The organism is Amycolatopsis sp. SB7-3, from assembly GCF_041021335.1.
Taxonomy (GTDB): Bacteria; Actinomycetota; Actinomycetes; order Mycobacteriales; family Pseudonocardiaceae; genus Amycolatopsis; species Amycolatopsis japonica.
This window is the reverse complement of record NZ_JBFPJQ010000011.1, coordinates 20,071-35,083: the sequence shown is the minus strand read 5'-3', so window position 1 is coordinate 35,083 and position 15,013 is coordinate 20,071. Positions and strand designations below refer to the sequence as shown.

Annotated in this window: 9 protein-coding genes; 3 read left to right on the top strand and 6 right to left on the bottom strand. The window is 69.5% G+C overall.

The features are described 5' to 3' along the window. The first annotated feature begins 203 nt into the window (after nucleotides 1-203). Complete coding sequence (locus AB8M46_RS39465; RefSeq protein WP_394363458.1) at nucleotides 204-1,508, top strand: wax ester/triacylglycerol synthase family O-acyltransferase; 1,305 nt, start codon at nucleotides 204-206, stop codon at nucleotides 1,506-1,508. A 79-nt stretch (nucleotides 1,509-1,587) separates the two neighbouring features. Here AB8M46_RS39465 and AB8M46_RS39460 read toward each other — a convergent pair whose 3' ends face one another. The 5 genes from AB8M46_RS39460 to gltB form a co-directional block, all read right to left on the bottom strand. Then, a complete protein-coding gene (locus AB8M46_RS39460) occupies nucleotides 1,588-2,979 on the bottom strand; it encodes a class II 3-deoxy-7-phosphoheptulonate synthase (RefSeq protein WP_037345701.1) in 1,392 nt (463 codons plus the stop codon). A gap of 80 nt (nucleotides 2,980-3,059) precedes the next feature. Beyond that, the gene (locus AB8M46_RS39455; RefSeq protein ID WP_360086705.1) at nucleotides 3,060-3,992 is read right to left on the bottom strand and encodes a peptidase; all 933 of its coding nucleotides are present in this window, start codon (nucleotides 3,990-3,992) and stop codon (nucleotides 3,060-3,062) included. 128 nt (nucleotides 3,993-4,120) lie between these two features. Next, nucleotides 4,121-5,512, bottom strand: a complete 1,392-nt coding sequence (locus tag AB8M46_RS39450) for an alpha/beta hydrolase (RefSeq protein WP_394363457.1) — start codon at nucleotides 5,510-5,512, stop codon at nucleotides 4,121-4,123. Between the two features lie 113 nt (nucleotides 5,513-5,625). Continuing rightward, nucleotides 5,626-7,134 (bottom strand): glutamate synthase subunit beta, encoded by a 1,509-nt coding sequence (locus tag AB8M46_RS39445; protein ID WP_378424150.1) that lies wholly within the window; start codon nucleotides 7,132-7,134, stop codon nucleotides 5,626-5,628. After that, nucleotides 7,127-11,695 carry a glutamate synthase large subunit gene (gltB, locus tag AB8M46_RS39440; protein WP_394363456.1) on the bottom strand — a complete coding sequence of 1,523 codons (4,569 nt, stop codon included), beginning with the start codon at nucleotides 11,693-11,695 and terminating at the stop codon, nucleotides 7,127-7,129. The genes AB8M46_RS39445 and gltB overlap by 8 nt, the downstream gene beginning before the upstream one ends. Before the next feature lie 325 nt (nucleotides 11,696-12,020). Between gltB and AB8M46_RS39435 the strand changes: the two genes are divergently transcribed. Further along, nucleotides 12,021-12,806, top strand: coding sequence for an SDR family oxidoreductase (locus AB8M46_RS39435; protein ID WP_360121542.1), 786 nt, complete (start codon nucleotides 12,021-12,023; stop codon nucleotides 12,804-12,806). A gap of 12 nt (nucleotides 12,807-12,818) precedes the next feature. Continuing rightward, nucleotides 12,819-13,883 (top strand): diacylglycerol kinase, encoded by a 1,065-nt coding sequence (locus tag AB8M46_RS39430; RefSeq protein WP_394363455.1) that lies wholly within the window; start codon nucleotides 12,819-12,821, stop codon nucleotides 13,881-13,883. A 64-nt stretch (nucleotides 13,884-13,947) separates the two neighbouring features. Here the strand turns inward: AB8M46_RS39430 and lgt are convergent, their stop codons facing one another. Then, nucleotides 13,948-14,985 (bottom strand): prolipoprotein diacylglyceryl transferase, encoded by a 1,038-nt coding sequence (lgt, locus tag AB8M46_RS39425; RefSeq protein ID WP_199755067.1) that lies wholly within the window; start codon nucleotides 14,983-14,985, stop codon nucleotides 13,948-13,950. Nucleotides 14,986-15,013 lie beyond the last annotated feature (28 nt).

Below are 15,013 nucleotides of genomic sequence, written 5' to 3'. Positions count from 1 at the left end.
CCCGGATGATCCGCTAACGAGTTACCCGGGGAGGCACTGTCCACCATCTGTCGCAGAGCCGTGGTCCATGTCCGAACGTGATCCCATCGTTCGAGTGAACCCCACGGTAGTTAGCGCCGAGGAAACATGACGACCACCCGCCCGTCATGTCAGGCTGGTGCAGTTGTGCCCATCGCCCGCCGGTTCCCGGAGAAAGGTCACTGATGTCAGGCCTGCAGCTGAGCGCACTCGATGTCGCTTTCCTTTGCCTGGAAAGCGAAACGACGCCCATGCACATGGGGGCGGTGGTCACCTTCCGTCCGCACGGGCAGGTGCACGCGCGCGAGCTGACCACGCTGCTCGCCGAGCGGGCGGCGCGGCTCCCCAAGCTGCGTCAGCGTCCCCGCACCGCGCTGTTCCCGCCCGGCGCCGCGATCTGGGCCGAAGACCCGGATTTCGTTGCCAGTGAACATATTTCACATCACCACCTGAGTTCCCTGTACGAACCGGACCCGCTCTCCGCCTACGCGTCACGATGGATGGGACGGCCGCTCGACACCGGAAAACCGTTGTGGGACTTGCATCTCGTCACCGGCCTGCCGGACGGCGAGTTCGCGTTGCTGCTGAAACTGCACCACGCGCTGACCGACGGAGCGGGTGCGTACGCCGTCGCCGTCGGCCTGCTCGACGATCTGCCGCGTGCGCCGAGGCGTCCACCCAGCGGGTCCGTGCCGCCCCCGCCACGGTCCCCTGTGGACGCGGTCAAGGAAGCGGTCGGCTCGACGTTGGCCCAGGCCGGGATCGCGTCGTCGGTGGTGCGCGCGACGCGTTCGCCGCTGTCCCCGATCAGCGCTCCGCCGTCGACCGAACGACGGCTCGGCCTCGTCCGGCTGGACACCGCCGAGATCCGGCGGATCCGCCGGGCCCACGGCGGGACCGCGAACGACGTCGTGCTGGCGATCCTCAGCGGCGCGCTGCGCGAATGGATGATCAACCGCGGCCAGCGCGCCGACGACCGGACGCTGCGGGCGCTCATCCCGGTCAGCGTGCGCGGGCGGTCCGCCGAGCAGCTCGGCGGGAACAAGCTGTCCGGGTACCTCTGCGAGCTGCCGGTCGGCCTCGACGATCCGGTCGAGCGGCTGCTGGCCGTCCAGCGCGAGATGAGCCGGAACAAGGCCGCGGGCCCGGCGCGGGGCGCGGGCGCCTTCCCGCTGCTCGCCGACCGGATGCCGCCGATGCTGCACCGGCTCGGTTCGAAGGCCGCCGGGCTGGCCGCGCCGCTGCTGTTCGACCTCGTGGTGACCACGGTGCCGGTGCCGCCCAACCGGCTCACCCTGGACGGGACGAAGGTTTCGGGCGTGTACCCGTTCGTGCCGCTGGCGCCGCGGCAGGCGCTCGGGATCGCGGTGGCGACCTATCGCGACTCGGTCCACATCGGACTGCAGGCGAACGGGGCGGCGGTCTCGGACGTGGGCTCGCTGCGGGACGGCGTGCTCAAGTCCGCTTCGCGCCTGCTGGACACCGCCTAGCTGTAGCGCCAAGTGTCATGAAAGGGCCGTTCAGGACATTTTTTGTCCTGAACGGCCCTTTCATGACATCCAGGGCAGGTCAGCCGCGCAGCATCTCCGCGACCAGGAACGCCAGCTCCAGCGACTGCTGCGTGTTCAGGCGCGGGTCGCACGCGGTCTCGTACCGGCCCGAAAGGTCCAGATCCGAGATCTCCTGCGCGCCGCCGAGGCATTCGGTGACGTCCTCGCCGGTCAGCTCGACGTGGATGCCGCCGGGGTAGGTGCCGAGTTTGCGGTGCACCTCGAAGAAGCCCTGCACCTCGTCCACGATCCGGTCGAAGTGCCGGGTCTTGTAGCCGGTCGAAGCCTCGTGCGTGTTGCCGTGCATCGGGTCGCACTGCCAGATGACCTTGTGCCCGGACGCCTCGACCTTCTCGACGATCGCGGGCAGCACCTCGCGCACCTTGCCGTTGCCCATCCGGGCGATCAGCGTCAGGCGGCCGGGCTCGTTGCGCGGGTCGAGCCGCCGGACGTACTCGACGGCCTGCTCGGGCGTGGTCGTCGGGCCGATCTTGAGACCGATCGGGTTGGCCAGCAGTTCGGCGAAGGCGATGTGCGCGCCGTCGAGCTGCCGCGTCCGCTCACCCACCCACAGGAAGTGCGAGGACAGGTTGTACAGCTTGGGGTTCGCCGCGTCCGCGCGGTCCATCCGCAGCATGGAGCGCTCGTAGTCCAGCAGCAGCGCCTCGTGGCTGGCGAAGATCTCGGTGGACTGGAGCGAGGTGTCGGTGACGCCGCAGGCCGACATGAACCGCAGGCCGCGGTCGATTTCCGAGGCCAGCGCCTCGTAGCGCTCGCTGGCGGGCGAGGACTTCACGAAGTCCTTGTTCCAGTCGTGCACCTGGTGCAGATCCGCCATACCGGCGCCGGTGAGCGCGCGGACGAGGTTCATCGCGGCGCCCGCGTTCGCGTAGGCGCGGATCATCCGGCCGGGGTCGGGCACCCGCAGTTCGGGCTTGGCGACGAGCGAGTTGATGATGTCGCCGCGGTACACCGGCAGGCCGAGCGCGTCGGTGGACGCCGAACGCGGCTTCGCGTACTGGCCGGCGATCCGGCCGACCTTCACCACCGGCAGGCTCGCGCCGTAGGTGAGGACGACGGCCATCTGCAGCAGGGTGCGCAGGTTGGCGCGGATATGCGGCTCGGTGTTCGACTCGAACGTCTCCGCGCAGTCGCCGCCCTGCAGCAGGAACGCCTCACCGCGGGCGACCATGGCGAGCCGGTCCGAAAGCCGGTCGATCTCGGCGGGGACGGTGATCGGCGGCACGCTCTCCAGCACGCCGCGTACGCGCTTCGTCAGCTCGGCGTCCGGCCACTCGGGCTGCTGCGCGGCGGGCCGGGAAAGCGCGTCGTCGAGCCGGTCACGCAGCTCGGGCGGCAGGGGTGGCAGTTCGGGGAGCGTGTCGACGGGAACGTCCACTGTCCAGTTCACGGGCACCAGGATATGCCGCGCCGAAAGCCGCCCGCCCACCGGGACGAAAGTCCCAGAAAGTGGACGGGCGGCGGAAGGGATCAGGCGGCCTGGGCCTTGTTGTAGAGGTTCTGCGCGTCGGTGCCGAAGTACGGACCGAACATGTAGCCGGGCAGGAAGTTGTAGCCGAAGCTGTTCACCGAGGCCTGGATGCCCGCACCGGTCGCCTCGCTGAAGTTGAGGAACCACGGGCCGCCGCTCGAACCACCGGTCATGTTGCAGTTCATCCCGTGGTCCTTGGTGAGCAGGAAGTCGGTGAACGTGCTCCCGCTGCAGTAGATCAGCTTCGTGCCGTCGTACGGCGCCGCCGCCGGATACCCGAACGTGTACATCGACTGGTTGCGCGCCTGGTTGAACGCGATCCCCTGCGCGCCGACGACGTCGGTCAGCTTCTGCCCGTTGAGCGGGTTCACCACGGCCGCGCCGATGTCGTAGTTCATGTCCTCGCTCGCTTCCCACTGCGGAGTGGTCAGCGTGCTCTTCGCGGCCCAGGTGCCATAGGGCGTGTTGCCGTTGTTGTAGCCGGGAGCGAAGGTCCAGTTGGTGTGCCAGGCGCCCTGGTACTTCACACAGTGCCCGGCGGTGATCACGACACTGCCGTTGGTGCTGGTGACCGCGTCACCGGAGCACGACGCGTTCCGCCCGCCCATGGTGAAGAACACCCGGCCCGCGGTCTGCACGACCTTGCCCGCGCCGGTCCACGCGCCCCCGCCGTTGGGGATGCTCTGGATGATCGTGCTCGTGCCCTTCGCGACGTCCTTCGGTGTGAAGGCGGGCGCCTGGACCAGCTGTTCGATCGGCACCGCCGACCGCATCCGCTCCGGGGTCCAGTAGGCCGCGACCGCCTGCGCGTCGATCGCCGTCTGATGCTGGACCGGCCCGGCGTGGGCGGGATTCGCGACGGCCGTCAGCGCCGTCACCGCCAGCCCCACGAGCGCCGCCAGTATCCCCGTCCGGGAAGCCGTCCTCTTCATGGCGTACCACCTTTCGCCACCGGTGAATTGCCGTATGACTTGCACGACATTTCGAAAGTATTTGTCCTGCTACCGGGCGTACAAGCGGCCGTTCGGCCGCATCCGGGGTGGCGTATGGGCCGTTCGGTCTAGCGGCAATGCGCGTCGGCGGCCGGGAGGACGCCGTCCCGCAGGTACCGGACCACGAAGTCGTTGCCGCAGGCGTTCTCCTTGGTGAAGACCCCGTGCCCACCGGCGTCCACGGTGACGAACTTCGCCCGTCCGCCCAACGCCGAACGCAGCTCCCGCGCACCGGACAGCGGCGTCGCCGGGTCACGGAGGTTCTGCACCAGCAGGATGTTCGACGGCCCGCGGTCGTGGATCCGCACGGGTGGTTCGCGGCGTTCGACCGGCCAGAACGCGCAGGGCGTGATGTTCGCGGCCGCGGGGCCGAACATCGGATGCGTCACGCGGGCCCGCTCGACCGCTTTTTGGTAGTAGCGAACGCTTTCCGGCCAGTCGGAGTCGTTGCACAGCACCTGCAGCTGGAGCGAGGCGTGATTGTCGCCGTCGAGCGGCCCGCCTTGGGCCTTCGCCGGCGGAGCGGCCCACCGCTCGGCGAGACCGGGGAAGTTCGCATCGTCGTACAGCGCGCCCCAGGTGTCGATTCGAATTCCCGGGCGCTTTTCGGCCAGCTCGAGGAACTTCGCCGTCACCTCGGCCTGTGTCCGCCCGAGGTGGTAGACGTCGTCGCGCGCCGCCGCCCAAGCCGTGAAGTCGCCGAAGCGGTCGTCGAAGCCGTCCGCGAAACGCTGATGGGCCCGGATGTCGAGCCCGTCGGGGCCGAGCAGGCTGTCCAGCACGATCCGGTCCGTGCGCGCCGGGAACAGTGAGGAGTACGCCGCGCCCAGGTAGCTCCCGTACGAGACGCCGTAGTACGAGATCTTCCGTTCCCCCAACGCCGCGCGGATCCGGTCCATGTCGCGGGCTGTGTTGGCGGTGGTCATATGCGGCAGGAGATCCGCGGTCTTCGACTCGGCGCATTGCTTCGCCACCACGCGGGACTTCGCCGCCTTCTCGGCGACGTCGCGCGGGCCCTCCGCGTACGGGCCGACGAGGATGAACTGCTGTTCCTCGCTCAGGTCACAGGTCACCGGCGTGCTGTAAACCGTCCCACGGGGGTCGAACCCGATGACGTCGTAGCTGTCGAGCAGGCCGGACTGTCCCTGTCGCTGCGCGAGTTGCGCGGGCATCGCCAGGCCTGGGCTCCCCGGGCCGCCTGGGTTCATGAGCAGCACGCCGCGCCGCTTCGGCGATTTGCTCGCCTTACGGGAGACGGTGAGTTCGATGGTCCGGCCGCCCGGATCGGCGTAGTCCAGCGGCACCTGGAGTTTCGCGCATTCGAGGCCCTCGGTCGGTGAGGGTGTCATGCCGTAGTCCGGGCAGGGAGACGTCCACCGTAGCGCCGGAGCCGCATCGGCGGTCGCCGGGACGGCTACCGCCAGTGGCAGGAAAGCCAGTATCGCCAACGTTTTTCTCATGCGGAAAGCGTGGCGTGACCGGCCGCCCTACCGCGTCGGCCCGGAGGTTGATCCCCGCCCTCCACCTTGGGCAGGAAGGAACGCGCCGACCACGCTGTCGGCGCGCACCGGGCTCAGACCACCGCGAGCGGCAACGCCGTCGGGTGCACCGGAGCGGGCAGGTCCGAAGCGCCGGTGAGGTACGCGTCGACGGCGCTCGCCACCGAACGTCCTTCGGCGATCGCCCACACCACCAGCGAGGCACCGCGGTGCGCGTCGCCGCAGACGAACACGCCGGGCGCGGAGGTCTGCCAGTCCGCGCCGCACGAGAGCGTGCCGCGCTGGGTCAGCGAAAGGCCGAGCCCGTCCAGCAGCGGCATGTGCTCGACACCCTCGAACCCGATCGCGAGCAGCACGAGGTCGGCGGGCAGTTCCTCGATCTCGTCGTTGACCGGGGTCACCATGCGCTTGCCGGTCTCGGGGTCCTTGACCACGCGGACCTGACGGAGCTCCACGGCGCGCACGTTGCCCTCGTCGTCACCGATGAACCGGGTGACCGCGACGGCGAACTTGCGCTCGCCCGCCTCCTCGTGCGCCGGGTAGGTGCGCAGGATGTACGGCCAGGTCGGCCACGGCGAGCGTTCATCGTCCCTTGTGGACGGTGGCGTCGGGTACTGGTCCAGCTGGGTCACCGAAAGCGCGCCCTGCCGGGTCGCGGTGCCGTAGGAGTCGGCCCCGGTGTCGCCGCCGCCGATGATGACGACGTGCTTGCCCGCCGCGTCGATCGGCGACGGGCCGTCGCCCTCGACGTACTTGTTGGCCGGGACCAGATGTTCCATCGCCAGGTGGATCCCGGCGAGCTCACGGCCGGGTGTGGTCTTGTCGTCGCGGCCGCGCAGCGCGCCCACGGCGAGGACCACCGCGTCGTACTCCGCCCGCAGTTCCTCGACGGTCAGGTCGACGCCGACCTCGCAGCCGGTGACGAACTTCGTGCCCTCCTTGCGGAGCTGCGCGAGCCGCCGGTCGAGGACCTTCTTCTCCATCTTGAACTCGGGGATGCCGTACCGCAGCAGGCCGCCGAGCCGGTCGTCCCGTTCGAAGACGGTCACCTCGTGGCCGGCGCGGGTCAGCTGCTGCGCGGCGGCGAGCCCGGCCGGGCCGGAGCCGACGACCGCGACCCGCTGCCCCGACGAAACCGCCGAGACCTGCGGCTGCACGTAGCCCGCTTCCCACGACTGGTCGGCGATCGTCTGCTCGACCCGCTTGATCGACACCGGACCGCCGGACAGCGGCGAGATCGACAGCACACAGCCCGCCTCGCACGGCGCGGGGCACAGCTTCCCGGTGAACTCGGGGAAGTTGTTGGTCGCGTGCAGCCGGTCGCTCGCCGCGGCCCAGTCACCGCGGCGCACCAGGTCGTTCCACTCCGGGATCAGGTTGCCCAGCGGGCAGCCGGAACCACCGGAATGACAGAACGGGATGCCGCAGTCCATGCATCGCGAAGCCTGCTTGCGCACCTGTTCGTTGCGCTCGCCGGGTTCCACGTCGGCATAGACCTCTCCCCAGGTGGCGAGACGGTCCTCTTTGGACTTCTTCTTCGGCTCTTCACGTTCGTACTTCAGGAAACCCGTCGGATCAGCCACGAGCGGCCTCCATGATCGCTTCGTCGACGTCGCGGCCGGCGGCACGCGCCGCCTTCGCCGCGTCAAGGACACGCTGGTAGTCGCGGGGCATCACCTTGGTGAACGCCGCCGAGCGACGCGGCCAGTCGCCGAGCAGCGACGCGGCCACGGCCGAACGTGTGAGGTCGTAGTGCTTCTGCACGGTCTTCTTGAGCCAGGCGAGGTCCTCGGACGACGGCGTCTGGAGGTTCACCATCTCCTCGTTGACCTTGCTTCGATCGAGGTCGAGCACGTAGGCCTCGCCGCCGGACATCCCCGCCGCGAGGTTGCGCCCGGTCGGGCCGAGCACCACGGCCTGTCCGCCGGTCATGTACTCGAAGGCGTGGTCGCCGACGCCCTCGGCGACCACCACCGCACCGGAGTTCCGCACGCAGAACCGTTCGCCGACCTGGCCACGCAGGAACATCTCGCCGCCGGTGGCGCCGTAGGCCAGCGTGTTCCCGGCGATGGTCTGGCCCTCCGCGGCGAATTTCGCGTCCGGATGCGGGCGCACGATGATCCGCCCGCCCGAAAGGCCCTTGCCGACGTAGTCGTTCGCGTCGCCGACCATGTCGAGTGTGATGCCGCGCGGCAGGAACGCCCCGAGCGACTGCCCGGCGGAACCGGTCAGCAGCACGTGGATCGTGTCCTCGGGCAGCCCCTCACCGCCGTAGCGACGGGTGATCTCGGAACCGAGCAGCGTGCCGACGGTCCGGTTCACGTTCCGCACCGGCAGTTCCAGCCGCACCGGATGCGCGTCCTCCAGCGCCGCCTCGGCGAGCTGGATCAGCGTCCGGTCGAGCGCGTGCTCCAAGCCGTGGTCCTGCGCCCGCGTGCGCCGTTTCGCCCCGCCGTACGGGGTCTCGGCGGGCATCTCGAAGATCGGCGCGAGGTCGAGACCGGAGGCCTTCCAGTGCTCGACCGCCTCGTCGGTGTTCAGCATCTCGGCGTGCCCGACGGCTTCGTCGAGGGTGCGGAAACCGAGTGCCGCCAACGTTTCCCGGACCTCTTCGGCGACGAACCGGAAGTAGTTCACGACGTGGTCGGCCTGGCCCGTGTACCGCTTGCGCAGATCCGGGCTCTGGGTCGCGACGCCCACCGGGCAGGTGTCGAGGTGGCAGACGCGCATCATGACGCAGCCTTCGACGATGAGCGGCGCCGTCGCGAAGCCGTACTCCTCCGCGCCGAGCAGCGCGGCGATGACGACGTCCTTGCCGGTTTTCATCGCGCCGTCGACCTGCACGGTGATCCGGTCGCGCAAACCGTTGAGCAGCAACGTCTGCTGGGTCTCGGCGAGACCGATCTCCCACGGCGTGCCCGCGTGCTTGAGCGAGTTCATCGGGGAGGCGCCGGTGCCGCCGTCGTGGCCGGAGATCAGCACGACGTCGGCGTGTGCCTTGGACACCCCGGCCGCGACCGTGCCGACGCCGAGCGAGGACACCAGCTTCACGTGGATGCGGGCGTTCTCGTTGGCGTTCTTGAGGTCGTGGATCAGCTGGGCGAGATCCTCGATCGAGTAGATGTCGTGGTGCGGTGGCGGCGAGATGAGCCCGACGCCCGGCGTCGAGTGCCGCGTGCGCGCGATCCACGGGTACACCTTGTTGGGCGGGAGCTGCCCGCCCTCGCCCGGCTTCGCGCCCTGCGCCATCTTGATCTGGATGTCGTCGGCGTTGACGAGGTATTCGCTCGTGACACCGAACCGGCCGCTCGCGACCTGCTTGATCGCGCTGCGGCGCGCCGGGTCGTAGAGCCGCTCGGGGTCTTCCCCGCCCTCGCCGGTGTTCGACCGGCCGCCGATGCGGTTCATCGCGATGGCGAGCGTTTCGTGCGCCTCGGCCGAAATCGAACCGTAGGACATCGCGCCGGTGTTGAAGCGCTTGAAGATCGCCTCGACGGGCTCGACCTCGTCCAGCGGGACGGGCTCGCGAGCGCCCTCGCGGAAGGAGAACAGCCCGCGCAGCGCGCCACCCTGGCGGTACAGGCGGTGCACCTCGTCGGAGTACTTCTTGTACACCTCTTCCCGGCCGGTCTTCGTCGCGTGCTGCAACAGGAAGACGGTCTCGGGGGTGAACAGGTGCAGCTCGCCCTCGCGGCGGTACGCGTACTCGCCGCCGGTCTCGAGTCCACGGTGGACACGATCGGTCGGGTTGTCCGGGTACGCGCGACGATGCCGCGTGGCGACCTCTTCGGCGAGCACGGTCAGCCCGACCCCGCCGAGCTTCGACGACGTCCCGGTGAAGTACTCGTCGAGCAGATCCTGGGCCAGGCCGAAGGATTCGAAGACCTGCGCCGCGGTGTACGCGCCGACGGTCGAGATGCCCATCTTCGACATGATCTTCAGGACGCCCTTCACGAGCGCCTTGACGTAGTTGCGGATCGCCTTGGCCGGCTCGATCCCGGTGACCGCACCGGTCGAGATCATGTCCTCGATGGTCTCGAAGGCCAGGTACGGGTTCACCGCCGCGGCGCCGTAACCGAGCAGCAGCGCGATGTGGTGGACCTCGCGGGCGTCGCCGGTCTCGACGACCAGCGCGACGCGGAGCCGCTCCTTGGTGCGCACCAGGTGGTGGTGCACCGCGGACACCAGCAGCAGCGACGGGATCGGCGCCATGCGGTGGTCGGAGTCGCGATCGGACAGCACGAGCGTGCGCGCGCCCGCCGCGATCGCCTCCGACGCCTCGCGCCGGACCCGCTCGATCGCGGACGCCAGCGCGTCGGCACCACCGTCCACTTCGTACAGTCCGGAAAGGACACTGCACGCGAAGCCGGGAAGGTCGCCGTCGTCGTTGATGTGGATCAGCTTGGCGAGTTCGTCGTTGTCGATCACCGGATACGGCAGCTGCACGTGGCGGCAGGAGGCCGGGCCGGGGGCGAGCAGGTTGCGCTCGGGACCCATGATCCGGCTCATCGAGGTGACGAGTTCTTCGCGGATCGCGTCCAGCGGCGGGTTGGTGACCTGCGCGAAGTTCTGCTTGAAGTAGTCGTAGAGCAGCCGCGAACGCTGTGACAGCACGGCGGGCGGGGTGTCGGAGCCCATCGAACCGATCGGCTCGGCCGCCTTGACCGCCATCGGCGCGAGGAGGATCTTCAGCTCTTCTTCGGTGTAGCCGAAGGAAAGCTGGCGCCGCAGCACGGAATCGTGGCTCTGCACGATGTGGTCGCGATCCGGCAGGTCGGCGATCTGCAGGAGCCCGGCGTGCAGCCAGCCCTCGTACGGGAGTTCCTTGGCCAGCGCCGACTTGACCTCTTCGTCGTCAACGATCCGGCCCGCCTCGGTGTCCACCAGGAACATGCGGCCGGGCTTGAGGCGGCCCTTGGCCACGACGTCCGCGGGGGCGACGTCGAGGACGCCCGCCTCACTGGCGAGCACGACCCGGTCGTCCGCGGTGCGCCACCATCGGGCGGGCCGCAGGCCGTTGCGGTCCAGCACCGCGCCGACGAGCGTGCCGTCGGTGAAGGTGACACACGCTGGGCCGTCCCACGGCTCCATGAGGCTGGCGTGGAACTGGTAGAACGCACGACGCTGTGCGTCCATCCCGGTGTGGTTCTCCCACGCTTCGGGGATCATCATCAGCACCGCGTGCGGCAGCGACCGCCCGCCGAGGTGCAGCAGCTCCAGTACCTCGTCGAAGGAGGCGGAGTCCGACGCGTCGGCCGAGCAGATCGGGTACAGGCGGGTGAGGTCGCCGGGGATGAGGTCCGATTCGAGCAGCGCCTCACGGGCGCGCATGCGGTTGCGGTTGCCCCGGATGGTGTTGATCTCGCCGTTGTGCGCGACGAACCGGAACGGATGCGCCAGCGGCCACGACGGGAAGGTGTTGGTGGAGAACCGGGAGTGCACGAGCGCGATGGCGCTGGTGAGCCGGGTGTCGGTCAGGTCGGCGAAGAAGAGCGGGAGCTGCTCGGGGGTCAGCATTCCCTTGTAGACGATGGTCCGCGAGGACAGCGACGGGAAGTAGGTGCCGCAGCCCGCGGTCACGCTCTCGTTCTCGACGCGCTTGCGGAGGCAGAAGGCCAGCCGGTCCAGTTCGAGGCCGGCGGGACATCGCCCGTCGGCCTCGGCGCCCGCGACGAACAGCATCGCGAAATGCGGCATGACCGAACGCGCCGTCGGGCCGATGTCGGCGCGGTCGGCGTCGACCGGTACCTCACGCCAGCCGAGGACGTCGAGGCCCTCTTCCGTGGCGATCCGCTCGATCAGGGCGATGGCCTTGTTCCGCTCCTCGACGTCCGAGGGCAGGAAACCGATCCCGGTCGCGTAGGTCTGGTGACCGTCGGCGTCCGCCGGGGGCAGGGGGAAGTCGACTTCCGCCCGCAGCAGCTCGTCCGGGAGCTGCAGCAGGATGCCCGCGCCGTCGCCACTGGTCGGCTCCGCTCCGGCGGCCCCGCGGTGGTCGAGGTTCGTCAGCGCGGACAGGCCGTCGGTGACGATGCCGTGCGAGCGCCGCCCGCGGACGTCGGCCACCATGGCCACACCGCAGGAGTCCTGTTCGGATTCGGGATCGTAGAGACCCTGTTTGCCTGGAATGGCGGAGAAGATCATGAAGGGACCTCCTTCGTCGTCTGTGCTCAGCGACCGGGCGGGGCCGGCCGGGGGATGCGCACGGGACGACGATGGCCCGTTCGTTAGCGAGACTTTAACACCTGTGAAACACGTCGGCATCAGTTCGGCGGGCGCGAAGCCCGCCGATGGGTAACGATCTGGACGCCCGGAACGACACAGTTCCTGATGAGGTCACAGTAGTTCGTTCCGCTAAGTATATGTCCTGTTCCGGGATGTCACGAGACGCGGCGAGGCGACCCTAGTCACTCCCGGCGCCCGGCGCGAGCCCAGGACGCCGGAAATAGAACGTGTTACAGTTCCGGCCATGATCCTGGACCGTTTCCGGCTCACCGACCAGGTCGCCGTGGTCACCGGCGCCGGACGCGGGATCGGCGCGGCGACCGCCGTGGCGCTCGCCGAGGCCGGTGCCGACGTGGTGATCTCCTCGCGCACCGAAACCCAGCTCGAAGACGTGGCGGCCCTGGTCGCCGCCACCGGACGGCGCGCCCACGTGGTGCCCGCCGATCTGAGCGACCCGGCCGCCGCCGGCGAGCTGGCGCGTATCGCGACGGCGGAGTTCGGGCGGCTGGACCTGGTGGTCAACAACGTCGGTGGCACGTATCCCCGGCCGCTGCTGGAAACCACCCCGGACTTCCTCGAAGAAGCCTTTCGCTTCAACGTCTCCACCGCGCACGCGCTGACCGTCGCGGCGGCACCGTCCTTACTGGAGTCGGGCGGCTCGGTCGTCAACATCTCGTCGGTGATGGGCCGCGTGACCGGGCGCGGTTTCGCCGCGTACGGGACGGCGAAGGCCGCGCTGGCGCACTACACCCGGCTCGCCGCGGCCGACCTCGCGCCGAAGGTGCGGGTGAACGCGATCTCGGTCGGCTCGGTGGCGACCTCCGCGCTCGAAGTGGTGGTGGGCAACGACGAACTGCGCGGCCGGATGGAGGCCGCCACTCCCCTGCGCCGGATCGGCGAGGCCGAGGACATCGCGGCCACCGTCGTATTCCTGGCGTCGGGGGCGGGCCGGTACGTCACCGGCAAGATCATCGAAGTCGACGGTGGACTGCAAGCCCCGAACCTGGAGCTCGGTCTGCCCGATCTGTAGGAGGCGAGCGCCGTGCGCGTGGTCCAGTGGAGTACCGGGAACGTCGGCCGCCACGCGCTGGCCGGGATAGCCGCGCGGCCCGATCTCGAACTCGCCGGGGTCTGGGTGTCGAGCGAGGCCAAGGCGGGCGTGGACGCCGGGGAACTGGCCGGGCTCGGGCGCCCGCTCGGTGTCGCGGCCACCACCGACGCGGACGCGCTCATCGCGCTGAAGCCGGACTGCGTGCTCTACACGGCGATGGCCGACGACAGGCTCGTGGAGGCCGTCGAAGACCTGAAACGCTTTCTGCGCGCGGGGATCAACGTGGTGTCCAGCAGCCCGGTGTTCCTCCAGTACCCCGAAGGTGTCGTGCCGCCGGAGATGATCGAGCCGATCCGCGAGGCGGCCCGCGAAGGCGGCGCTTCGCTGTGGGTCAACGGTGTCGACCCCGGCTTCGCCAACGACTGGCTGCCGCTGGTGCTCACCGGCGTGTGCGAACGGATCGACGAGGTGCGCTGCCTGGAGATCCTCGATTATTCGACGTACGACAACGGCAAGGTGCTGTTCGACATCATGGGCTTCGGCCGCGAGATGGACGACCTGCCGCTGTTGCTGCAGCCCGGCGTGCTGTCGCTGGCCTGGGGCAGCGTCGTGCGGCAGCTCGCGGCCGGGCTGGACGTCGAACTCGACGGCGTCGAGGAGGTCTACGAGCGGCTTCCGGCGACTGAGACGTTCGAGATCGCCTCGGGAACCATCAAGGAGGGCACAGCGGCGGCGCTGCGGTTCGAGGTGCGCGGAATGCGCGGAGGACGCGCGGTGTGCGTGCTGGAGCACATCACGCGGCTGCGCGGCGACCTCGGGCCCGACTGGCCGCAGCCGACCGGGCAGGGCTGTTACCGCGTCCAGGTGACCGGTGAGCCCGAGTACGTGCTGGACCTGCGGCTGGTCGGGACCGATGGCGACCACAACACCGCCGGGCTGAAGGCGACCGCGATGCGGCTGGTGAACGCGATCCCGGCGGTGGTCGCGGCTCCGCCGGGGCTGCTGACGGCGCTGGACCTGCCTTTGGTGACGGGGCGGGGCCTGGTTTCCCCCTGATGCCGTGAAGGCCTCCTTGCCTACCTTGAGGGTAGGGAAGGAGGCCTTCACGGAACTTGCGGCGCTACTTCTCGGCGTCGGGCTTCGGGTCCTCGGTCGCCTTGTCGGCGGCGGAGTCCCGGACGGTGTCCGGAGCCGCGGCGACCTCCGCGTGCGACTCACCGGAGTCGGCCGAAGCGGAGGCGGAATCGGCGTCTTCCCGCGGCACGTCCTTGCTCCACAGCGTTTCCGGCGCTTCCCTCGGCCCCCGCTTGGCGGCCAGGACGAAGTACGCGATCGCGGCGGCGAACAGCAGGATCGAGGTCCACACGTTGACCCGCAAGCCGAGGATGTGGTTCGCGGTGTCGGTCCGCATCATCTCGATCCAGAACCGGCCCGCGGTGTACCCGGCGACGTACAGCGCGAACACGCGGCCGTGGCCGAGGCGGAACTTCTTGTCCGCCCAGATCACCAGCAGCGCGACACCGAGGTTCCAGATCAGCTCGTAGAGGAACGTCGGGTGCACCGGGCTGTCCGGCAGCGGGACGTGCCCGATCGCGATCCCGTTCAGGAAGTCGTCCGGGTTGGTCGGGTTGTAGCGCTGGTAGATCTCCAGTCCCCACGGCAGATCGGTGTGCGCGCCGTAGAGCTCCTGGTTGAAGTAGTTGCCGAGCCGTCCGATCGCCTGCGCGATCACGATCCCCGGCGCGAGCGCGTCCGCCATCGCGGGCAGCGGGATGCCCCGGCGGCGGCAGGCGATCAGCGCGCCGACGGCGCCGAGCGCGATGGCGCCCCAGATCCCGAGGCCGCCGTCCCAGATCTTCAGCGCGTTGAGCGGGTTCTTGCCCTCGCCGAAGTACAGCTGGTTGTCGGTGATGACGTGGTACAACCGGCCGCCGACCAGGCCGAACGGCACCGCGAAGACGGCGACGTCGATGACGGTGCCCTTCGTGCCGCCGCGGTTCACCCAGCGCCGCTCGCCCAGCCAGATCGCCACGATGATGCCGGCGATGATGCAGAGCGCGTAGGCCCGGATCGGGACCGGCCCGATATGCCAGACGCCCTGGTCGGGGCTGGGGATGGTCGCGAGGAACGCTGCCGAGGCGGTATTCACGTCGGCCACCGTAGCGCTTCGTCGACTTCTTGGGGGC